Annotated in this window: 13 protein-coding genes; 12 read left to right on the forward strand and 1 reads right to left on the reverse strand. The window is 59.0% G+C overall.

What is annotated here, in order from left to right; all coding sequences use genetic code 11:
- Positions 1-71: 71 nt before the first annotated feature.
- From BN1130_RS16270 to BN1130_RS16295, 6 genes are all read left to right on the forward strand, one after another.
- Positions 72-401 (forward strand): YbaB/EbfC family nucleoid-associated protein, encoded by a 330-nt coding sequence (locus tag BN1130_RS16270; RefSeq protein ID WP_005898824.1) that lies wholly within the window; start codon positions 72-74, stop codon positions 399-401.
- Between the two features lie 99 nt (positions 402-500).
- Positions 501-1,724 (forward strand): methyltransferase, encoded by a 1,224-nt coding sequence (locus tag BN1130_RS16275; protein ID WP_042043228.1) that lies wholly within the window; start codon positions 501-503, stop codon positions 1,722-1,724.
- A gap of 324 nt (positions 1,725-2,048) precedes the next feature.
- Positions 2,049-3,500, forward strand: coding sequence for a chitinase (locus BN1130_RS16280; RefSeq protein ID WP_084218236.1), 1,452 nt, complete (start codon positions 2,049-2,051; stop codon positions 3,498-3,500).
- 169 nt (positions 3,501-3,669) lie between these two features.
- Positions 3,670-4,035: a VOC family protein gene (locus tag BN1130_RS16285; RefSeq protein WP_042043230.1), complete on the forward strand. Its 366-nt coding sequence runs from the start codon at positions 3,670-3,672 to the stop codon at positions 4,033-4,035.
- 212 nt (positions 4,036-4,247) lie between these two features.
- The gene (locus tag BN1130_RS16290) at positions 4,248-4,646 is read left to right on the forward strand and encodes a GFA family protein (protein WP_042043232.1); all 399 of its coding nucleotides are present in this window, start codon (positions 4,248-4,250) and stop codon (positions 4,644-4,646) included.
- Between the two features lie 52 nt (positions 4,647-4,698).
- Entirely contained in the window at positions 4,699-4,908 is a 210-nt protein-coding gene (locus tag BN1130_RS16295; protein WP_042043234.1) for a DUF4287 domain-containing protein, read from the forward strand.
- Positions 4,909-5,144: 236 nt separating this feature from the next.
- Here BN1130_RS16295 and smrB read toward each other — a convergent pair whose 3' ends face one another.
- On the reverse strand, positions 5,145-5,669 hold the full coding sequence (gene smrB / locus BN1130_RS16300; RefSeq protein WP_042043236.1) for an endonuclease SmrB: 525 nt from the start codon (positions 5,667-5,669) through the stop codon (positions 5,145-5,147).
- 66 nt (positions 5,670-5,735) lie between these two features.
- On the opposite strand from smrB, the gene prmB reads away from it, so the two are divergent.
- The 6 genes from prmB to BN1130_RS16330 all read left to right on the forward strand — a co-directional run bounded on the left by prmB (position 5,736) and on the right by BN1130_RS16330 (position 23,357).
- Positions 5,736-6,671 (forward strand): 50S ribosomal protein L3 N(5)-glutamine methyltransferase, encoded by a 936-nt coding sequence (gene prmB / locus BN1130_RS16305; RefSeq protein WP_042043271.1) that lies wholly within the window; start codon positions 5,736-5,738, stop codon positions 6,669-6,671.
- Between the two features lie 9 nt (positions 6,672-6,680).
- Positions 6,681-7,769: a chorismate synthase gene (aroC, locus tag BN1130_RS16310; protein ID WP_042043237.1), complete on the forward strand. Its 1,089-nt coding sequence runs from the start codon at positions 6,681-6,683 to the stop codon at positions 7,767-7,769.
- Positions 7,770-8,140: 371 nt separating this feature from the next.
- On the forward strand, positions 8,141-9,529 hold the full coding sequence (locus BN1130_RS16315) for a DEAD/DEAH box helicase (RefSeq protein ID WP_042043238.1): 1,389 nt from the start codon (positions 8,141-8,143) through the stop codon (positions 9,527-9,529).
- Between the two features lie 541 nt (positions 9,530-10,070).
- Positions 10,071-11,612 carry a ShlB/FhaC/HecB family hemolysin secretion/activation protein gene (locus BN1130_RS16320; RefSeq protein WP_052448247.1) on the forward strand — a complete coding sequence of 514 codons (1,542 nt, stop codon included), beginning with the start codon at positions 10,071-10,073 and terminating at the stop codon, positions 11,610-11,612.
- Positions 11,613-11,623: 11 nt separating this feature from the next.
- Positions 11,624-23,119, forward strand: a complete 11,496-nt coding sequence (locus tag BN1130_RS16325; protein ID WP_042043240.1) for a two-partner secretion domain-containing protein — start codon at positions 11,624-11,626, stop codon at positions 23,117-23,119.
- Positions 23,112-23,357 (forward strand): hypothetical protein, encoded by a 246-nt coding sequence (locus tag BN1130_RS16330; RefSeq protein WP_042043241.1) that lies wholly within the window; start codon positions 23,112-23,114, stop codon positions 23,355-23,357. Before BN1130_RS16325 ends, BN1130_RS16330 begins: the two co-directional genes overlap by 8 nt.
- The last annotated feature ends 174 nt before the right edge of the window (positions 23,358-23,531 follow it).

Below are 23,531 nucleotides of genomic sequence, written 5' to 3' on the forward strand. Positions count from 1 at the left end.
GCCGTCCCCATCTAGGACAGACGAGCCTAACGCCCGGCCAGGTCGCCGGATTTCAACGCGAGAGACGACATATGTTTGGTAAAGGTGGAATGGGTAACCTGATGAAACAGGCCCAACAGATGCAAGAGCGCATGCAGAAGATGCAAGAGCAGCTGGCCCTGCTGGAAGTGACAGGGGAAGCGGGCGCTGGCATGGTCAAGGTCACCATGACCGGCAGCCACAGCGTGCGTCGCATCGAGATCGACCCTTCCTTGATGGAAGATGACAAGGAGCTGCTCGAAGATCTGGTCGCGGCCGCCTGCAACGACGCCGTGCGCCGGGTCGAAGAGCAGAACAAGAGCAAGATGGGCGAGATCACCGGTGGCATGCAGTTGCCCCCTGGTATGAAGCTGCCGTTCTAAGCGAACCACTAAGCGAGTAAGAAGAGGGGCCCTGGGCCCCTCTTTCGTTGTGAACGCGCCCCTATGATGGCGGGTGCAATTTCTGGCAAGGCCGTTACAATGGCGCCCTCTTTTCGCCTCCCGACTCCCGAGACTCCTGTGCTGGCCCAACGTTTCGAACGCCTCGATCACCTGCTGACCGCTTCCCGTGCCTGGTGGCAATATCAGCCCTATCATCACCTGACCCTGGCGTTTGCCGGGCAGGCACCCGATCTGGCCGCCTTGCTCAATGGGTTGAGTCTCGAGGAGATCAATGGGCTCGATGGTGACATGGGGGCACTGGCCACGCTGCTGGCTCCCTGGATCCCGGGGGGGGCCGAGTTGCACCGCTTGAGCGAGCTGGTGAGATTCGAACCCGAGCCCATCGATTGCGGCAAAGGGATGGCGCTGCACATGCCGGGGCGAAAACAGGCCCAGATAGAGGCCTTTACCGGTTGCCTGCCACCCCATCAGGGGCCCTATCTGGAGTGGTGCGCCGGCAAGGGACACCTTGGGCGGCTGGTCTCTGTCCATCGCAGTGCCGCGATAACCAGCCTGGAGCTGCAGGGGCCGCTGTGTGAGGCGGGACGCATCCTGGCACTGCGCGATGGGGCCCGGATGCACTTCATCGAGGCCGATGCCTTCGCCGCCGAGTCGGCCGCGCTGATCGCCCCCGAACACCATGCCATGGCGCTGCATGCCTGTGGCGAGCTGCACACTCATCTGCTCGAAGGGGTGGTTGAGCGCGGCGCCAGCGGCGTCTCCCTCTCCCCTTGCTGCTATCACCTGATCCGGGGCAACGACTATCGTCCTCTCTCCCGGGCCGCCAAACAGAGTGCCCTCCAACTGACCAAGGCCGACCTGCGCCTGCCCCTGCAAGAGACGGTCACCAGTGGCGCCCGCATCGCCCGACTGCGCGAGCTGGAAGTGGTGTGGCGGCTGGGTTTTGACTGCCTGCAACGCCAGGTACGGGGGGTGGATGAGTATCTGCCGGTGCCCAATATTCAAAAGAGCCTGCTGAGCGACAGCTTCGAGGCTTTCTGCCGCTGGGCCGCCGAGCGCAAGGGCATAGTGCTGCCCGAGGCCATCCATTACGATGATCTCCTCGGTCAGGGGGAGGCACGTTATGGGGATGTTGCCCGGATGGAGCTGGTTCGCCACCTGTTCCGCCGCCCGCTCGAGATCTGGCTCGCCCTGGATCGCGCCCTCTTCCTGCAAGAGCGGGGCTACAGGGTGGAAGTGGGGGAGTTCTGCGCCAAACCCATGACGCCGCGCAACATCTTGATCCGCGCGGTACGTGCTTGATCGTATAGGGCAGTTCCTGAGCTGACTGCCACCCCCCAACGCTCCTGGTATTTCATCCTGAAACAGGGGCTACTTTTGATCGCCCCCATCACAGTGATCTGCAGCTGCAACGCTCTGTTGATCAAAACAATGGTCTGCTGTCAGAAGGGATGAGGGAGGGGACACAAGGGCGCTCGCACGGTGGGAGTGGCCGATCCCATGGGGCATAGCACAGAGTGAAATGGCTCACATATTGGTAACATTTCTTAATTTTCTCTGTAAATTTAGTTATCAGGCAGCCTATGCTCGGGATGAAATTTCACCCAGAGACAAGGATTGTTGCCCATGTTGAAGCTCACATATTGCGCGGGGCTCGTCGCCGCGGCCTGTGCCTTGCCAGGCCATGCCGCCATGAATATCCAGCCGGATCCTGACAACGCGGGGGGCTATGTGATCGCTGCCGCCGACGTGGCGGCGGTGGCGCAGGCCAAGACGGCCAATCCCATGTATGCGCTCTGGTCCAAGGCGTTGGCCACCCGCTCCAACACTGTGGTGGATGCGATTTTCCCGCGAGATGCGAGCAACCCCGATAACGTCAAACGGGTTGAACGTGTCTTCCCCGAGTCCGAATGGGACTTTCTGACCCAGATGGCGGCACCGGAATATACCTATCTGCGCTTCCTGCGGGCGGTTGGCAAGTTCCCGGCTTTTTGCGGTGAATACACGGATGGTCGCAACGCTGATGCCATCTGCAAGAAATCCATCGTCACCGCCTTCGCCCACTTCTCCCAGGAGACGGGGGGCCATATCGCCAAGGAGAATATCTCCGACAACCCGCAGGCGCTGGAGGAGTGGCAACAGGCCCTGGTCCATGTCCGTGAAATGGGTTGGTCCGAGGGACAACTCGGCTACACCACGGGCTGTGGCCAGAATGACTGGCAGAACAAGAAGTGGCCCTGCGCCACCGGCCAGGGCTATTTCGGCCGCGGCGCAAAACAACTCTCCTATCACTTCAACTACGGCGCCTTCTCCGAGGTGATGTTTGATGGCGATGCCTCGGTGTTGCTCAACAACCCCGGCCTGGTGGCCGACTCCTGGTTGAACCTCGCCTCCGCCATCTGGTTCTTCCTGACCCCGCAAGCCCCCAAACCGGCCATGCTGCACGTGATCGACAGAACCTGGGTACCCTCCCAGCGCGAGGTTGCGGCAGGCATCGGCTATGGCTTTGGCACCACCATCAACGTCATCAATGGCGGCATAGAGTGCGGCGAGCAGAACAAGACGAAAGGTCAGCCAGTCAACCGCATCCGTTACTGGGAAGGGCTGGCGGCCCATTACCAGATCCCGGTCGCGAGCGATGAGAAGAATACCTGCTGGCAGCAGACCCCCTACGGCAGCCTGAACCTCAATGGCGCCACCGATGTGCTCTATACCAACTGGGACGGTAACTGGAAATATTACGCGGACAGGCCGGGTGGCTACTCGTTCGAGTGCGAGCTGGTCGGTTTCCAGACCGCTTATTCGGCACTGGTGCCGGGGGATTACCAAAAATGCGTGACCAACTTCTATGGATCCCATGCCGGTTGGCCCAAGGTGCGTATCGTGAGTGAGCTGGCCCCCACGCCGACAGACCCCAGCACGCCACCGGTTGGCGGTGTGCCCGCCTGGGGGGCAAGCAAGGTCTATGTTGCCGGAGACAAGGTGAGCTATCAGGGCGCCACCTATCAGGCGAAGTGGTGGACCCAGGGTGATGAGCCAAACAAAGGCGGGCCCTGGGCGCTGCTTCCCACCAGTTAAGGGCAGCGTTAGCTTCACAGATTGAGTCCTAAGAGGGAGGCATTAGCCTCCCTCGATTGATTGTTGGCGAGGTTGTCACAAGGGTACTGACTCTGGTGCATAGGCGTTATGTTGATAAATAAGACACATAGTGATGACGGCGCGGGATATATCAAGGAGGGAGCCAAACATGAATATCGCCATGAATTTTGAAATACCGGTGACGGATATGGCACGAGCCATCGGCTTCTACTCCCGAGTATTTGGCATCCCATTCGAGCGAGCAGACATAGATGACAACGAGATGGCGCTATTTCCGCTGTGCGAGGGCATGGCGGGTTGCTCCGGCGCCCTGGCCAAGGGGGAGAGCTATGTACCCAGTCTCGACGGCGCCCGCATCTATCTGAGCGTGGCTGATATCGAACAGACCATGACCAGGGTGCTGCAGTGCGAGGGGAAGATACTCTATCCCATCACCCAGGTGAGTGATGGCATCAGGGTGGCCGAATGCCAGGATTGCGAAGGAAACCGCATCGCCTTGCAACAGTCGCGATAACCTTTATTCACCGGATGCATGCGTGGATGGAGTTCATTCGCCGTGTTTATAGTCATCGGGGTGGGTGGGCTCTTTGCCGGAAAGAGTGGCGTGCCGAGGATGGCGATGCGCAACATGGTCAGTTGCCGAGTTCGGGATTTGCATGATACTCATCTGACCGTAAATGGCGGCGGCACCCTGTCGGCGCCCACGCTGAATATGAGGAGGATGATATGCAAGGCAGCTGTCTGTGTGGCGGGATCGTCGTGTCGAGCGAGCAGCATAAAGAGGTCAGCCTGTGCCACTGCGCCATGTGTCGGCGCTGGTCAGGGGGGCCCATGTTCGCGGTACATGGCGGCACTGGCGTCATATTCAAGGGGTTGACTCCCGTCGCTTACCGCTCCTCCGAGTGGGCGGAGCGCGGCTTCTGCCCGACCTGTGGCACCCATCTTTTCTATCACCTGTTGCCAACGGATGAGTACATTCTCCCCGCTGGCCTGTTCCAGGAGGAAGGGTTCGAGCTTGCCAGCCAGATCTTCATCGACGAGAAGCCGGACTTCTACGAATTGAAGAACGAGACGCCAACCCTGACCGGGCAAGAGGTGTTCGAGCAGTTTGCCCCGAAACCCTGAGTCCACCATCGGCCGTGCCTGCCCGGACTGGCAGGCCATCAAGGAGCATGACATGGCTGAACAGCAGAAGGTAAAGGGGCCTGCCTCCTATTTCCCGGCCATCGAGCAGAAGTATGGCCAGCCCGTTGCGCACTGGCTGGCCCTGTTGGCAGGTCAGGAGCACAAGAAACACATGGCGCTGGTGGCCTGGCTCAAGGCAGAGCACGGCATGGGCCATGGCCATGCCAACGCCCTGGTGGCCCACTATCTGGCACAGGGGTAGAGCGCCCCTGTCTCTGTTAGGTGCCGTCACTCAGGGTAGGGCGGGGGTCCCCGTCTCATCACTATCCTGCGCCCCCCGACGTCATCAGGCATCGGGGGCGTTTTTTATCCAAAGCCGCAGGCCGCAGCTGGACGTCTGTTGTTCAACGAGGGCAGAGCAGGGGAAACAGGCCGGGTTTGGGATGGGCAAGCGCCCCGAGCCGTCGAGTGGCTTGCAAAGGGCGGCGGGCTTTTGAGTTACTCTTCGATGTCCAGCAGCACCAGGATGGCGCTGTCGCCGCCCCATTCGCGGGGAGCCTGATGGAAGGCGCGCACATTGGGGTGCTGGGCCAGCCAGTTCGGGATCCGCTGTTTGAGAATGTGTTTGCCGATGCCGTGCATGACGGAGGCGACATGAATATTCTCTTTTTGGCAGAGGCTGAGCAGGGCGGCGAGCTCCTGCTTGGCCTGATTCTGATTCATGCCATGCAGATCCAGGTAGATCTCCGGCGGATAGAGGCCGCGCTTGAGCTTTTTCAGCTCAAATTTTGACACATCTTCACGTACATATCGGGTCGGCCCCTCTTCGTCCAGATGGGGCTGATATTCATCGCTGAAAAAGTGGCCAACCCCAAGCATTTCGCGGCTCTCACGCATTTCGCGTTTCTGCTTGACCGGGCGCAACTCGGCCCTTAAGGTATCTTGCTTGATTTTCCGGGTACCTTTTATCGCATCGCGGAACAGCTGGCTTTCATCGCTTGTCAGTGAAGGCGTTTTTTTCATCAGGTACTCGTCTTGCTCGCTATATAAGAATGCTCGGGCCGGATATTACTCGACTTGGAGGTGGATTTGGACAAGATATTTATCGACGAGGTGGTTGCCGAAATGCACACCATCCAGGACATGTTGCGCTGGGCCATGAGTCGTTTCAACGACGCCGGTATCTTTTACGGCCACGGCACGGACAACGCCTGGGATGAGGCCGTGCAGCTGGTACTGCCTGCGTTGCATCTGCCGCCGGATGTGGACTCGGGCATGCGCCACTCCCGTCTGACCCCGACCGAGCGCCATCGTATTGCCGAGCTCATCATCCGCCGGGTGCAGGAGCGGGTCCCTGCGGCCTACCTGACCAACAAGGCCTGGTATGCGGGTTGGGAGTTCTACGTGGACGAGCGGGTGCTGATCCCGCGCTCCCCCATCTCCGAGCTGGTGGCCAATCGCTTCGAGCCCTTCTTGAAAGAAGAGCCGACCCGGATCATGGACTTGTGCACCGGCTCGGGTTGCATCGCCATCATCATGGCCCACGAGTTTCCCCATGCGGAAGTGGACGCCATCGACATCAGCGTCGACGCCCTCAACGTGGCCGAGCGCAACATCGCCGATCATGGCCTCGAGCAGCAGGTCATCCCGATCCGCTCCGACCTGTTCCGGGACTTGCCGGCCGGTGACAAGTACGATCTCATCGTCTCCAACCCGCCTTATGTGGACTCCGAAGACATGTCGGACTTGCCTGACGAGTTCCGTCATGAGCCCGAGCTGGCGCTGGCCTCCGGCTCCGATGGCCTCAAGCTCACCAAGCGTCTGCTGGCCCATGCCGCCGATTTCCTCAAAGACAATGGCGTGTTGGTGGTCGAGGTAGGCAATAGCATGATCCACCTGGAGACCCAGTTCCCCGAGGTGCCCTTTACCTGGGTCGAGTTCGAGAATGGCGGCCATGGTGTCTTCGTGATGACCAAGGCTGAACTTGAGCAATATCAGCCTCATTTCGCGATTTACAAGAACTAAGGAGCACAGATGGCAGGGAACAGTTTTGGCCAACTCTTTCGGGTCTCCACCTTCGGTGAGAGCCATGGCCCGGCGCTGGGCGCCGTGGTTGATGGCTGCCCGCCCGGGCTTGAGATAAGCGAAGCGGATCTGCAAGTCGATCTGGACAGGCGCAAGCCTGGCACCTCCCGCTACACCACTCAGCGCCGCGAAGCGGACGAGGTGAAGATCCTCGCCGGGGTGTTCGAGGGCAAGACCACGGGGACCTCCATTGGACTGCTGATCGAGAACACCGATCAGCGCTCCAAGGATTACTCGGATATCCAGGACCTGTTCCGCCCGGGTCATGCCGACTACACCTATCACCAGAAGTTCGGCCAGCGCGACTACCGTGGCGGCGGCCGCTCCTCGGCCCGGGAGACCGCGATGCGGGTCGCGGCGGGGGCCATTGCCAAGAAGTACCTCAAGCAGATCCATGGCATCGAGATCGTCGGCTTTCTCTCCCAGCTTGGCCCCATCAAGGCCGAGGCCTTCGATCGGGAGCAGATAGAGCAGAACCCCTTCTTCTTCCCGGATGCGGGCAAGCTTGAGGCCCTCGATGAGTACATGCGAGCCCTGAAAAAAGAGGGCAACAGCATAGGCGCCAAGGTGCAGGTGATGGCGATCAATGTGCCGGTGGGCCTCGGCGAGCCGGTGTTCGACCGGCTCGACGCCGACATCGCCCATGCCATGATGGGCATCAATGCGGTGAAAGGTGTGGAGATCGGTGACGGTTTCGCGGTGGTGGAGCAAAAAGGCTCCGAGCATCGCGACGAGATGACCCCGGCCGGCTTTGCCAGCAACCATGCCGGTGGCATCCTCGGCGGTATCTCGTCCGGTCAGGATATTGTGGTGAGCATGGCGCTCAAACCCACCTCCAGCATCACGGTGCCGGGCAAGACCATCAATACCCGGGGTGAAGCGACCGAGATGATCACCAAGGGTCGCCACGATCCCTGTGTCGGCATCCGCGCCGTGCCCATCGCCGAGGCCATGCTGGCCCTGGTGTTGATGGATCACCTGCTGCGCCACCGTGCCCAGAATGCCGGTGTCCATACCGCGACCCCGCAACTGCGCTGACGGTGGTTGCCCCATGATCTGAAACAGGCAGCCTTGGCTGCCTGTTTTGTTGGGGGTTGACTCAGGTTGGCCGGGATATTGCTGATGTGCCTCCCCCAGGGGCGTGCCACGGGCTGCTGGACAGAGATAAGGAGGGCAGGGCAGTCGATGCTATTTGCCTCGTTTTTTAATCATGTTGCGATAGTTGTCACATTTCTCTCGTCTCGGGACGCCAACTCCGCTAGACTGCGGCCTCTATTCTTTCCCCTTTGCTCTGCTCCCCGGGGAAAATCGTTGTTTTCTCAATAGGCCCAGTTCTTGTGAGATGGCATCGGCTCGGCAGAGGAGCCCCACCACAAATCCCCGGCGCCCCAAATCCCTAGCAGGTAACTATGAGTTTTACTTCCCTCGGTCTGGCCGAGCCTTTGCTCCGTGCCGTCGCCGAACAAGGCTACGACACTCCGTCCCCCATTCAGCTGCAAGCGATCCCGGCCGTACTGGCTGGCCGTGACCTGATGGCGGCGGCCCAAACCGGGACCGGCAAGACCGCAGGCTTTACCCTGCCGATGCTGCAACGTCTGACCGAGAGCAAGCGCAAAGTGTCGCCGAACCGGATCCGCGCCCTGGTGCTGACCCCGACTCGCGAGCTGGCCGCCCAGGTGGGCGAGAGCGTGCGCAACTACGGCAAACACCTGCCGATCCGCAGTCACGTGGTATTCGGTGGCGTCAGCATCAACCCGCAGATGATGGCGACTCGCCGTGGTCTGGACGTACTGGTGGCCTGCCCGGGTCGCCTGATGGATCTCTACAACCAGGGCGCCGTGAAGTTCGACGAAGTCGAGATCCTGGTGCTGGACGAAGCGGATCGCATGCTCGACATGGGCTTCATCCGCGACATTCGCAAGATCCTGGCCCTGATGCCCAAGCAGCGTCAGAACCTGCTGTTCTCCGCGACTTTCGCCGAAGAGATCCGCGAGCTGGCCACCGGCCTGCTCAACAACCCGGCCGTGATCGAAGTGGCCCCGCGCAACAGCACCGCCGAGCGCATCGAGCAGCTGGTTCACCCCTGCGACAAGGCCAACAAGATTGGTCTGCTGAGCCACCTGGTGACCAGCAACGATTGGCAGCAGGTACTGGTGTTCACCCGTACCAAGCACATGGCCAACCGTGTCGCCGAGACCCTGGACAAGAACGGCGTCAGCGCTGCCGCCATCCACGGTAACAAGAGCCAGGGCGCCCGTACCCGTGCCCTGGCCGGTTTCAAGGATGGCAACGTCAAGGTGCTGGTCGCCACCGACATCGCCGCCCGTGGTCTGGACATCGACAAGTTGCCGCAAGTGGTCAACTTCGAGCTGCCCAACGTCGCGGAAGACTATGTGCACCGTATCGGCCGTACTGGCCGTGCCGGTGCCACCGGTCACGCCATCTCCCTGGTTGCCGCCGATGAAGGCAAGCTGATCAAGGCCATCGAGCGCCTGACCAAGCAGAACATTCCCTGCGAGCAGGTTGCCGGTTTCGAAGCGTCCCGCGAGACTCTCGATAACATCGCCCGTGGCATCGGTGCGCCCCTGCGCAAAGAGCCGCGGGATCCGAGCGAAGAGCGCCGTGCGCCGCGCCCGCAGCAGCGCCAAGGCGCTGGCCGTTCCGGCAATGGCGGTGGCCGCTCCGGCGGTGCCAGCAATGGTGGTCAGCGTTCCGGTAACGGTCCTCGCCCCGAAGGCGCGGGTGCTGGCAAGCCAGCCCAGGCTCGTCGCCCCCGTCGCTCCAGCCATAACCAGTAAGCAGGCGAGGGGACTCCCTCACCGCTCACTGCGCTGTCGCGTAATATAAAAAAGCCCCGCCAATCTGGCGGGGCTTTTTCATGTCTGGGGCCAGGGTATTGGAGCAAAGTGGTTGGTGCTTTCCTCGATACATGCCTGCCTGTCATTGCTCCTCGACAGGTACAGCATTAGGAGTGATGGCTCGTCTGTCGAGCCATGAGGCCGTGATACATCAACCTATCAGGTGACATCATGCATACGTCTTTGGCGAGACGGATGTCACACGAATAAGACAAAAGGTGTCGCGTTAAGAACACTTTCTATATAATCCGGCTCGTTCAGGTCTTGTCATCCAACTTAAAGAAGCCGAGTCGAGTTTCTGGCCCATGGCAAGGTGGCACTAAAAAACAATAAAAGAATTATTACAATGAGTTGTCATACCTCACGCATGTGCACGGGCGCAATTGCGTTGCTTCTGTTATTGGCTCAGAGCGCCGATGCTGCTGGGCCTCTGTCGTCTCCGCTTGATCAAAGCGATATTGAACTTCGCCAGCGTACTCAGTTGGAAGAGGCTGCACGCCAGCGTGATGAGGTCGCACGGCAACAATCTTTACCCACCCAGGTGGCTCCGGCTAACGCCGATGAGGGTGGCCCCTGCTTCCTGGTGACCGAGATCCGTCTGGAGGGGAGCACTGTCCTAGATGCCAAGGCCAGATCCAGGCTCAACGCTTCCTATCTGAATACCTGTATGGGCCTTTCCCAGATCAACACCCTGATGCGTGACGTCAGTCAGTGGTATCTGGCCAAGGGCTATATCACCAGTCGGGCTTTCCTGCCGGAGCAGGATCTGGCTGGCGGTATCCTGACGCTGGGGGTACTGGAAGGGCGTATCGAGGCCATCCTTGTTGAGGGCAAGCCCGACCCTATAGCCCTGACGCTGTTCCCGGGACTGGAGGGGAAGATCCTCAATCTGCGAGATCTGGAGCAGGGGGTGGATCAACTCTCCCGATTGCGCTCACTCTCCTATCAACTCGACATTCAACCCGGCCATCAGGCTGGGCTCTCCATCGTCAATCTCAAGGGGGGGCGTGCCTCTCCCCTGCAGGGCAGCCTCGAATTTGATAATGGCGGCCAGCAGAGCACCGGCGAAGAGCAGGGCCGGTTCTCTCTGAGTGCCGATGATCTGCTGTCGCTCGCCGAGCTGTGGACCCTGGGGGTTGTCAGCAGTACCGATGGACGTACCGCCCACAACGCCGCCAGTTGGCAGGCAGGGATCAGCCTGCCTTATGGCTATTGGTTACTGGATGCCGGTTATCAGTACAGTGAATATCGCAACGATCTGCTGTCGCGAGGGCACCTGTTCGAGAGCCGTGGCGACACGCGTACCACCATCGCGAACCTGACTCGTACCCTCTATCGAGATGGTCACAGCAAGATGTCGGCGGTGGCTGGTGTTACCCATCGCCAGAGCCGCAATCTCATCATGGAGCAGTTGCTAGATAGCAGCAGCTATGAACTCTCTTCCCTGCGGCTGGGCCTCAATTTTGCAACCCGGCTGGATCGCCACTTCTTCACCCTGAATCCTGCCTTGACGCTCGGCACCGACTGGTTTGGTGCCGACAATGACAGTGGCCGCTCGGATCTGTGGCCTCAGGCACAGTTTGAAAAGTGGGGGTTGTTTGGCAGCTACAGTACGGCTGGTGAGCATCTGGGCTGGTTGTCGACTGGTTCGTTGCAGTGGTCACCTGATGTGCTCTACAGCGTGGAGCGTCTCTCCTTGGGAGGGGATGGCTCGGTGCGCGGTTTCAAGGAGCAGAGCATCAGTGGCGAGAGTGGTGGCTATCTGCGCAACGAGCTGAGCTGGCAGGGGCAAGCCCCCAGCTGGTTAGGTCAGTGGCGCACCTGGTTGGCCCTCGACATGGGACGGGTCGATCTGGGCAACCAGCAAGATGGCTGGCGCAGCCTGGTGGGGACCGCCATGGGCTGGGAGCAGCGCTACCGCCATGTGACTACCCACATCAGCATAGGATTTCCCGTCAGCGCACCTGGCTGGCTCAACCCCGACCCCTGGGTATTGTACTACCGCGCCAGCGTCGCGTTTTAAGGAAAAAACCGATGACCACCAAGACCATCCGTCAACCTCAACTCTCTCTGGTGTGCCGCGCTCTGGTGTACCAGACCTGTCTGATGATGGTCCTGCAGCCTGCTCACCCGGCCTTTGCCGCAGGGATAGCCGTAGCAACAGGTAATACCAGCCTCAATCAGGCTGGTAACGGGGTGCCCATAGTGGATATAGCCACCCCCAACGGCGCTGGGGTGTCCCACAACCGCTACACAGATTTCAACGTCGGTCAGGTTGGCGCCATTCTCAACAATGCCACGGGTCAGCTGACCCAGACCCAACTGGGGGGGCTGATCCAAAACAACCCCCATCTCAATGGCCAAGCGGCCAGCCTCATCATCAATGAAGTGGTGGGCGCCAATCCATCGCAGTTACGAGGCTATCTGGAAATCGCAGGCCAACAGGCTGGTGTGGTGGTGGCCAACCCCAATGGGCTGACGTGCGATGGTTGTGGCTTCATCAATACCCCGAATGTGACGCTGTCGACCGGCAAGCCGGTGCTGGATGCCCATGGACAGCTGCAAGCACTCGATGTCAAACGCGGCACGCTGACGGTGGGAGGCAAGGGGCTGGATGCCAGCCATCAGGCCTCGGTCGATCTGATCGCGCGAGCAGTGCACCTCAATGGTGCCCTGCATGGCAAAGAGGTCAACGTGATAGCCGGGGCGAATCAGGTCAACCGCCAGACCGGGGAAATCCGGGCCCAAGCTGGTGAAGGTCCGGCACCGGAGGTAGCCATCGACACCGCGGCGTTGGGCGGTATGTACGCGGGCACAATTCGGCTGGTCTCGACTGAGCAGGGGGTGGGAGTCAACTTGGCCAATGCGGTGGCAAGTCAAGGGGATCTGACCCTGGATGCCAGCGGCAAGATCCGGTTGCGAAACTCATCTTCCGCTGGCGCCCTGCGGGTAGCGGGGCGTGATGACGTTGCCCTGACTGGCAAGGTACAGGCCGGTGGCTCTGCCCAGATTGGCGCAGCGGGGACGCTGAGTGTACAGAATGCAGACATTCAGGCCGCACAAGACGCTCGTCTTGCGGGCAAGTCGCTGCGGCTCGATCAGAGTAACCTCACCAGTGGTGGCACCTTGGCACTGCAAGCCGATGAGGGGTTGACACTCGCGGGGGGCAAGTCGCAAGCGAATGTTATCGATGCCAACGCCCGGAATATGAATACGCATACCGAGATGACGGCCAAACGGGTTGTCCTAGCGGCAGATGATCTCGTTCAGGCGGGGGAGCTTCAAGGGGATAGCGTCAGTCTCACCGGAAAAAGTGTGCGCAACCATGGAAAGGTGAAAGCAGGGCAAACTCTGAATGTGCAGAGTCAGCATCTTGATAACAAAGGCCTCCTAAAGAGCGGACAGGCGTTGACCGTCACGCTTAATGACAGCGGTAGTAACGATGGCTTGCTGAGTTCGGCGGGCTCGTTGGAAATCAGGGCTGGCGATGAGTGGCAGCAAGGCTCACAGGGCAAAAGTGAATCGGGAACCAAGACCACTCTGCAGGCAGGGCGAGCGGCCTTGGAGGGTGAGGTTACCGCTCAGCGGCTTGAGGTGAATGCCGAAGACCTGACCGTCGGCGGCAAGGTCCGGGGTAAGGAAGTCCAGCTGGCGGCGGGCAAACTCAGCAACCAGGGTGAGGTACAGGCTGGTCAGACCTTGAGCTGGCAAGGGCGTGAGCTGGAGAACAGCGGCAGCCTGCAGGGGGACAAGCATCTGGTGCTCAAGGGGGACTCCCTGAGCAACCGGGGTTCCCTGGCTGGCGGTGACACCCTGGCAGTCGAGGCTGGGAAGCTGACCAACGGGGGGCGCATCGCCAGCCAGGATGTGGCGATTGACGCCCATCAACTCACCAGTGATGGCACCTTGCTGGGGGTATCGCGGCTTGTGCTCGACGGGGATGAGTTGGTGCTGGCGGGTCAGCAGTTGACCGACGGTGAACTGCAGCTGGGCAGCCGGCTGTTGCAACTGAGTGGTCAGACTCTGGTGGGGGGCAAAGCCCAGGTCACGGCCGAGAAAGGCGAGTTCGATGGATTGCTCAAGGCGCAGTCACTGGTGCTGGCCGTAAACCAGGCCAAGAGTGACGGCAAGCTGCACAGCCGGGAGGGGATAGCGTGGCTGGGACAAGAACTCACGACCGGCCCTGACAGCGAGCTGATAGCCAACCAGAGCGTGACGCTGACGGGGCAAATGCTGACCCTGGGCGGCACGGTGGGTGCGGGTAATGCACTGAACATCCAGGGTAAAGAGGTCAGCCAGAGCGGCATCCTGGTCAGTGGCCAGGCCATGACCATCAAGGCCGATGACTTGTCATTGGCGGGGCAGGTACAGGGGCAGTCTGTTCAACTGACCAGCGACCGTGGTCATCAGAGTGGTCGACTGTTGGCATCGGACAACTTGGTATGGCAAAGCACGCAGCTGGAAGGTAATGGCTGGATGCAGGCGGGGGCCGATCTGACCCTGTCAGGAGATACCTTGATCCACAAGGGCACGGCACTGGCGCAGGGACATATGGCGCTCGATTTTGCGGAGTTAAGCAGCCAGGGGGGATTGCTCGCCCGGGATATGACCTTGACGGGATCTCGATTGATCCTGGATGGAGCCCTGGAGACGACTCAGGGCGCTCACTTGCAGGGGAATACGCTGCAACTCGGCGGGGAGTCCCGCATCGGCACGGATCTGACCCTGGGTGCCACCCTGTTAAGCCTGTCTGGCACACTGCAAGTCGGTGGCACGCTGCAGCTGAGGGCGAAAGAGGCCAACCTCGGCGGTGAACTGGAAGTGGGCGAGGGGCTCAACGTGAAGGCCCAGACCCTGCGCAGCGCCGGCAAGGTGCTGGCCAAGCAGGCTGATATCGAAGCTGATCAGTGGGATCTACTGGGATCGCTGACAGCGGACGATGCGCTGGTCTGGCGTGGAACACGGCTGACCCAGCAAGACAAAGGTGTGTTGCAGGCAGGTGGCAAGCTGTCATTGGCCGGAGATGCGGTGAACCTGGCGGGTACCTTGGCAGCCAAGGGGAACGTGGGTATCACGGCGGGCAACTATGTCCAGCTCGGTACGCTGAACACAACCCAGGACCTCAGTATTAAGGCCGACAAGCTGCAACTGGGCGGCTCGACACAAGCCAGGATGGCGGCGTTGCAAAGTCGTGAGGGTCTGAGCAGTGGCCAGCACCTTATCAGCGATGGCTTTACCTGGCAGAGCGATCTGCTGACCAATAAGGGGTGGTTGCAGGCGGGCAAGGATCTGACGCTGACCACTCGCACCCTCGATAACGATGGAACTCTCATCGCCGGTGGTAAACACAGCATCGAGGCCCAGGAGCATCTGACCAATCTGGGGAGCCTCGCGGGTAACCAACTCTCCCTGACCAGTAAAGAGCTGCAAAATAGTGGCTTGTTGCAAGGCAAACAGGGAGTTGAGCTTTCGGCGGAGCGCGCCACCCTGACCGGGCGTCTCACCAGTCAGGGGGCTGTCCAGCTTGGCGCCAGCCTGCTGACTCTGGGAGGGAATACCGATATCGGTGGCTCTTTGACCTTGAAGGGAGATGAGCAGCAGTTGTCCGGTAATTGGCGTGTTGGCGGCCTGCTGCACAGCACGGGCAAGAAACTGACGCTCGATGGGGACTGGCAAGCCAGCCAATGGCAGCTGTTGGCCGACTCCCTGGTCAACAAGGGGCGTTTGGCGAGTGAACAGGCAGCGAACTTTACCGTCGGAGAAGTACATAACCAGCAGGGGGCAACTCTGGTGGCCGGTGGGCCGCTCACTCTGGTCGGCACGAGCCTGTTGCAAGAAGGCTCCTGGCTCGGCGCAGGCGATCAGTCCATCAAGGTTGATGATGTGCAACAGCATGGCCAGTGGGTCAGTGATGGTGCGCTGCAAATGGAAGGCTCTCAATTCAACAACAGCGGCGCCTTGCGTGCGGCCAGTATGGGGCTGGCATTCGACCAACTGACAAACCGTGGGCGGATGGAGAGCCTGGGGGAATTTGGCTGGGAGGGGAAACAATGGCACAACCTGGGGACCTTGATTGCCGGAGGGGCGACCCTGTCGGGCCAACATCTCATCAACAGTGGTGATGTGGGTGTTCATCGGCTGACCATGAAGGCCAGCGATCGTCTCGTGAACAATGGGGTCCTTGTTGGCAAGGACCAGTTCAACTTGACCGCTGCGACTCTCGACTCCCAAGGAGACATGCTCAGTAGCGGCGATCTGGCCCTGGGAGCCGACTCCTTGACCCTGGGTGGCCTCACCCAGGCCAAAAACCAACTCGCACTGACTGCAGGGCAGGCAAGTTTGGCAGGCAATGTCGTGGCCGATCGCCTGCAATGGGGTGGTCAGCATCTGATCATGGGGGGGACAACCGTCGCCCGCGAGGCCGAACTCACCGGTAGCCAGATCTCCCTGGAGGGGACCCTCAAGGGGGATCGCCAGACACTGGAAGCCAGCACTCTCACTACAGGCAAGGCAAGTAGCCTGCTGGCCAGGGACAATCAGCAATTAAAAGCTGACCAGATGACATTGCAAGGCAGTATAGTGGCTGGCTTGCAGCAGAATATTCTGGCGACAGCCTTGACCCAGCAGGGTGTCTTGGCCAGTGGGGGAAGCCTGGCTCTGCAGGTGGCAAATACCCTGCATAACGAAGGCAAGATCTCGAGTGAGACGCTTGCGCTGGAAGCCGGTCATATCGACAACGGTGGTGCTCTGGTCAGCAAAAGGGCTCTGGTCTTGCAGACTGGTGATCTGATCAACCGTGGTCATTGGCAATCCGATCAAGGCATCACATTGACTGCATCCCGATTGCTCAATAGCGGATCCTGGATCAGCGGCCTTGCGCAAAGCCTGACACTGGGTGAGCTGGACAATAGCGGTACGCTGCAATCTGGCAGCATCATGACCCTGACGGCGCAGCACCTTGATAGCCGTGGCAAGTTGTTGGCCAACCGGGATATGTCCCTGACTGCCGACGAGATAATTCTTGAGAGCGGCAGTACCACAGCCAGCAACGGCCGGTTGACGCTCAATGCTGCGGATGTCAGCAGCGCCGGCATGCTCTCCGCTGCTGATGACCTGAGTTGGCAGGGTCAACGCTTCAACCACAGGGGCACGACCGTCACGGATGGGGCGCTGCGACTAGAAGGCGAGACCTTGACGTTGGATGGCGCCTTGCAGGGGGAGACTGTCGCTCTGGATACCAACAGCCTGACGACAGGAGGCAGCCTCAACAGCCAGGGTGATCTGGTGGTAAACGCCCGAGGTGCGATTCAGCATGGCGGGCAGTTGCAAGGCGGTAATCTTGTTCTGAACAGTGCGAGCTGGCAAGGGGCGGGTACTCTGGGTAGCAACGGCACTCTGACGCTGCGCACCGGCCAACTGCAACAGCAGGGTCCATGGCGTATCCTCGGCGTGACCGATATCCAGGCGGATACAGTCACGATAAACGGTTCATTGATAAGCGGCGGCGATCTAACGCTGCTGAGCCGCGGCGATCTGGACAGCAAGAGTGGCAGCCAGCTGGTATCGGGCGGGAATCTGTCGGTCGAAGGCAAGCTGCTGACTCAGCAGGGGCTCTGGCAGTCCGAGCGAGCGATGCAGGTCAAGGGCAGCAGCTTTGAACAGCAGGGGGATATGCTGGCAGGGACCGATCTCGGACTGCGCAGTGGCAGCTGGCAACAGAGTGGCAAGACCCGCGCCAGCGGTACCTTGAATGCCACATTCACCGAGAATTCGGTGCTTGCGGGCACGGTACAGGCCGATGGGGGCATCCTTCTCTCTGCGCCTTCACTGACTCTCAAGGGAACGCTGGCCTCCAAGGGCAATGTCAATCTCACCACTGCCTCCCAGCTAACTCAGTTGGGTAATCTGCTCAGTGGTGGTGAACTGGCTCTGGGGGCGGCCCGCATCGACCAGCAAGGACGTATCGAGGCTGGCAGTCTGCAGAGTCGTGGTGAGCTGCAAAACGACGGCATCATGCTGGTTGCCGGTCAAGGGGGCCTGAGTGGTGCCCGGCTGGATAACAGGGGAACCTTGCAAGGGGATGGGCTCACCATCACGAGCGCTCAACTCGATAACCGGGGAGCCTTACTTGCCAATAATCTGGCCATCATCAATACCGGGGTTCAGAACCGTGGGCGTGTGCAGGGGGGCTCTGTGCGCCTTGAGACACAGTCCCTCGACAATCAGCAGGGCGCCGTGCTGCGAGCACAGAACCAGGGAGACATTTCGGCGGCCATACTGAGTAATGCTGGTGAGATATCATCCCGCAACCATTTGATCCTCAAGGGGAATCAGTTCAGCAACTCGGGGCTCGTCAGCGCCAATTGGCTGGAGGCCTCTCCATTGGCCCGCCTGGTCAATACAGGCACTCTGTTCGGGCAACAGCTGACCCTGCGCAGTGCCAACTTTTACGCACCCGGCAAGATCCTGGCGGGGCAGAAGGCCACGCTGGAGGCAGGCCAGGTAACCGGCATAGGTGAATGGCTATCCGGTGGCGATCTCTCCCTCAAGGTTGGATCCTCCCTCAATAGTCAGGGCACCCTGAGTGCCAAGGGCATACTGGACTTGCAGGTGCAGGGCAACTGGCAGCATCAGGGACAGTGGGGAGCGGGTCAGCGTTTCAATGCAGGCGTCACCGGTCAGCTCACCAATAGCGGGGCTCTGGTGAGTAACGGCGTGATGCAGCTGAGTGCTCAGCGACTGGAGAACAATGGCAGTATCCAATCCGGCCAAGGTCTGACTCTGAATAGCCAGGGTGAGCTGCGTAACACCGGACTGATGGCCAGCAACGGGGATATTGGGTGGCAAGGTAATTCCCTTTATAACCGAGGGACTATCTATAGTGGTGGAACTCAGAATCTGACGGCAAACAGTAATCTGACTAATGAATACGGTACATTGCTGGCAGAAAAGAGCTCTTATTTAAAAGTTCATAATGGCAGCATTCTCAACTCGTCAGGAACAATAGAATCTAATGGGGATTTGACGTTATTGGCAGGTAGGGTTGTCAATCAACGAGCTAAGTTTGTTTCTACTCATGAAGGAGGGGCGGGCAGTCAACCACCTCAAGGCAAGGTGGTTACACCAGAATGGTCCGAAGGTACGGAAGGTCGAGGGGGTGACCATGCCGACAGATACTATGTTAGGTTGTCTTATCCAAAGTTCGTAACTGATGCTATCGCAGGTCAAAATATTAAAGTGTCAGACTACTCTTCAGCGGGTAAAATAAATGCCGCTCGACATTTATCAATATCTTCTGGCGAACTTGTCAATTCATACTCTGATGTATACTCAGGTCAAAATATGAGCCTTGACATAGGTGCGCTGACAAATAGCTCTTTAGTGGAGGGAAGGACGGAAATAAATTTGGAATATAGGCCTGATGAAGGCTTCAAAACTTCTCAAAAATATGTAGGGGGAAACCAAGGTTCGAGGCCAAATGTTCCCCATAGTGCTAGGTCCGCAACTTACAAGCTGTACTCTGTAAATGAAGTTCTAATCGGTGAGGGAAGAGTATTCAATAGTTTCATCTCCGCCGGCGGCAATCTAACCGGCACAGTTGCTGGCATGATTGATAACGTCACCATCAAGGCTCATGCCGGGCCGGTCAGCAGCAGCACTCAACGCCCTGGAATGTCACTGCCTCAAGCCCAGGGAGCCGGTGCGGTACCTGGATTGCAGGGGGATGCCCAATATCTGTCACAGGTGCTCAAGCCGGTCGGCCCCGACAACGGGGTGCCGATGCCGGACTTCCAGTTGCCCTCGGGAGACAAGGGACTCTTTACCATCAATCACAGCGGTGACAGCCCTTATCTGATTGAGGTCAATCCGCTGCTTGCCAACCTGGGGCAAGCCGGCAACGGCATGATGGAGCGTATCGATGCCGCTCTCCAGCAGCAGTTACAGGGTACTGGGCAGCTCTCCTTCGATAGCATTTCTGGCAATGGCGGAATAACCCCGGCTAATGGTCAGAACGCGAGCTGGTCGTTGCCTGGGCGTGTGATTGGCGAAACTGCATCCCCCAACCTCCAAGACTTGAATAGCGTCAGGCCAGTCAACAATGGCCATGCTACCGTCTCTCAGCAATGGCAGCAGAGCCTGCAACCAGACTTTGACCCCAATGCACAGGGTCCTCAGATTGGGTCTGGAGCGACCGGTGTCTCAGGCCAATGGCAACAGAGCCTGCAGCATGGCTGGCAGGGCCAGATCGTCAGCGGCGTGTCGGTGACGGCGCCCGGCGCCGTGCAGATAAACAACCAGCCCATGCCAGCCCTGGTAACGGCTCCAGTGGTTGAAACCAGCCCGGTTTTGACCCAGGTCGACCAGTTTCTCGGCTCCAACTATTTTTTCGAACAGGTGAACTTCGCCCCGGAGAAAGACATCAAGCTGCTCGGGGATGCGGCTTTTGATACCCGTGTCATCCGTGATGCAGTATTGGCTCAGACAGGTCGGCGCTTCATCAACAATGAGATGGGGTCGGATCTGGCCCAGATGCGGGCGCTTATCGACAACGCAGCAAGGAACCAACGTGAGCTCGGGCTCTCTCCTGGGGTCGCCTTGACTGCCGCCCAGGTGGCGCAGCTTGGCCGCAGCATGGTGTGGTGGGAGCCTGTCTGGTATCAGGGCAAGATAGTCTTGGCACCCAAGCTCTATCTGACCGAGGCCGACCAGCGCCACCTCTCCGGTAGCGTCATCACGGCGGGCAATATCGATCTCAGTGCAGGGGGTATCAACAACAGCGGCACCCTCTTGGCCGATGGCACCCTCTCTCTCAAGAGCGGCAGTACCCTGACCAACCAGGGCGCGCTGCAAGCCGGAAGCGACCTCAGCTTGCTGGCGCTGGATGACATTCTCAACCAGGGGCAGATATCCGGCCAGAACGTGACGCTTGCCAGCGCCAACGGCAGCATCATCAACCAGTCCCAGACCGCCCAGCGCCATGTGGATGTCAACGGCATCCTCTCCGATGTCTTGAGCAATCAGACCCGCTTTAGCCGCACCGATGTCGGTGACACCGCCAGTATCACGTCAATGGGCAATCTGTGGCTGCAGGCGGGGCAGAACATTCAGCTCAGTGCCGCCGAGCTGCTGGCGGGCGATAATATGGCCCTGCAGGCGGGTAACGATATCACCATCGGCAGCCTTGAGAATCGCCACATCTGGGAGGCGGGACAAAACCGCTTCTCACGCATCGACCAGCTGATGAGCGAGCTCAACGCCGGTGGCAACCTCTCTCTCAGTGCCGGTAATGACCTGAGCCTGGTGGCCTCAACGGCCGAGGCCAAGGGCGATGTAAACCTGAGTGCAGGCAATAATCTGGTACTGGCCAGCGAAGCGAACCAGACCAGTGACGATATACGCAAGGGCAACAAACACACCATCGACCGCACCACTACCCAGGTGGGTGCGACTATCTCTGGCGATAACGTGAGCCTGAGCGCAGGCAACAACCTGCTGGCCCAGGCCAGCATCATCGAGGCGCAAGGCAATGCCAGCCTGCAAGCCGGTGGCGAGCTGCAACTGCTCACCGCAGACAACGAGGTCTACCACTTCGAAAAGAGCAAGAGCAGCAGTACCTTTGGCTCCAAAAGCAAAGAGGTAGAGCAACGTGATAGCAGAGCTCAGGGAACGACCATCATGGCGGGGGGCGATGTCACCCTGACCAGCCAGGGAGACATGACCCTTAAAGGCAGCAACATCAAGGCAGAGGAAACCTTGCACCTTAACACGGAGGGCATGCTTAACTTGCTCACCGCCACCGATGAGCACTTCTATCGCAAGGATGAGAAGAAGAGCGGTGTCATGGTGAAGATGTCCGGGGAGGGGGAGACCAGCACTAACGAGCGTCAGAACCAACTCAGTGCCGCCGCCATCAAGGTTCATGCAGGGGAAGGTGTCTTGTTGCAGGTGGGGCAGCGGGAGGGTGAAAGCCTGCAGGCGCGGCTGGATACATTGGCGACGCAACCCGGCATGGAATGGGTCAAGCAGCTGGAACAGCTGCCGGATGTGCAGCGCCAGGCGGTACAAGAAGCGTTTGATGAGTGGCACTACAGCCAGCAGAGCCTGGGGCCTGCGGCGGCGGCCATCATCGCCATCGCGCTTGCCGTCGTGACGGCTGGGGCGGGGGCCGCGGCCCTGGCCGCGGCACAAGGGGTCGCAACTACTGCCGTGACAGGGGCGACGGCGGCCATGGCCAATGCCGCCATGAGTACGCTGATCAGTCAAGCGGCCTTGTCTACCATCAACAACGGCGGGGATCTGGGGGCGGTTCTGAAAGAGATGGGCAGCAGCGCCAATATCCGTCAGCTGGCCACCTCGGTGGCGACGGCGGGGGCCTTGAGTGGCTTTAACGAATGGGCTGGCTTGTCAAGCGGTGCCCCCAACGCTCCGGCGCCCTATGCCCAGCCGGGAGCGGCAGAGATGTTCTCCTGGGATACTTTCAACCGAGTTACCAGCAACGCCGGGATCACGGCCGGAATAGATAGCACCATCAATGGCTCCCACTTTGCAGACAGCTTCAAAGCCAGCCTGCTGGCCAATATTCAGGGGGAAGTGGGCCAGTCCACCGCCAACTGGATAGGGGATAATGGGGACGTTCTGGGTAAGGCGGGCAAGACGGTTGCCCACGGGGTCACCAGCGGCGCCATTGCCGAGATCACCGGTGGCAAGTTTGCGGCGGGGGCGGCAGGGGGCGCCATGTCGGAGTGGAGCAGCGGCTGGGTCAGCCAGACCTTTACCAACCCGGAAGCCCAGGTTGGGTTGAGTCAGATCCTGGGCGGCTTGGCCGCAGTGGCAGTGACCGGCGATCAACACGAGTTCAATACCGGCGCAGACCGGGCGGAGACGGTGTATCGGTACAATGCGATGGCTCATACGTTGGCCGGATTGAAAGCACGCGATCCTGAGCAATTTTCCAAGTTAATGAAGGCAAAGCAAGATCAGTTCCGTGTCTGTGGTGAATCTACAGAGTGCAAGAATGTTGCGATAGCCAGTTTTGGTGTACTGGGTCTTCCATTACTGTCATCCGAACTGCTACTGGTTGCGGGGATTGGAGGCAGTGCAAGTACGGGCTTTCAGTTGTGGGCAAGCGGTGGCGATATCAGTAAGGTAGATGCCAGTGATGCGGTATTTGCGGCTTATTTGAGTGCAGCTACAGCGGGCTGGGGATTTTGGCCAACAGTGGGGGCAAACGGTGCTGGGGGGGCATACATGAGCTACCTGAAAGGAGAGGACCCGCTTACTGGTGGTATTGCAAGTGGTGTTGGTGCCAGTATTGGGTACGGTGTGGGTAAAGTGATTGAGGTGCCCTTGAATGGCGTATTTAATCCCAATTGGAAGAATTATGAATGGGTTGATTTAGGTTTTGGGATAAGTAAGCCGCTTGAAGCTAGCTCAGTACCAAGTACAGTTGGTAACGTCATTAACTCTGGCTTTTCAGAGGCATTTTCTGACGAGACTAAAAAAATAGTTAAGGAAGCGCCTCATGATTAAAAATAAATTTTCACAACTGGTTTTCTTTATATTTATATTGTTCGCATGCTCATTGCTAACTGCTGTCGCTTTTGGTGCTGGAGGCATTGCCATGAAGTCCTTTGTATACCTCATTTACGGCTCGGATTTCGATGCGATAGATGTGTTTTTATTTTTCTGTAAAAAAGGTGCTGTTGTTGGAGTGGTGGCGGTCTTATCAGCTTCATTGTTAGTTTTATATAAAAACAAGGGAGGTTGAAGTGTAATACACTGATGAAAAATAAAAGGCTTACAAGAAAATTTTATATCATTATCAGTTTGGCATGAGGTCGTAGACTCGATTCATGTACATCTCATACTGTTGGGCTAAATCTTGTTGGTTAGTGTTGAATGCAGTGAAGCCCAACGCTTACCGCGAAGATGATTTTATTTT

The organism is Aeromonas rivuli, from assembly GCF_000820045.1.
GTDB lineage: Bacteria > Pseudomonadota > Gammaproteobacteria > Enterobacterales > Aeromonadaceae > Aeromonas > Aeromonas rivuli.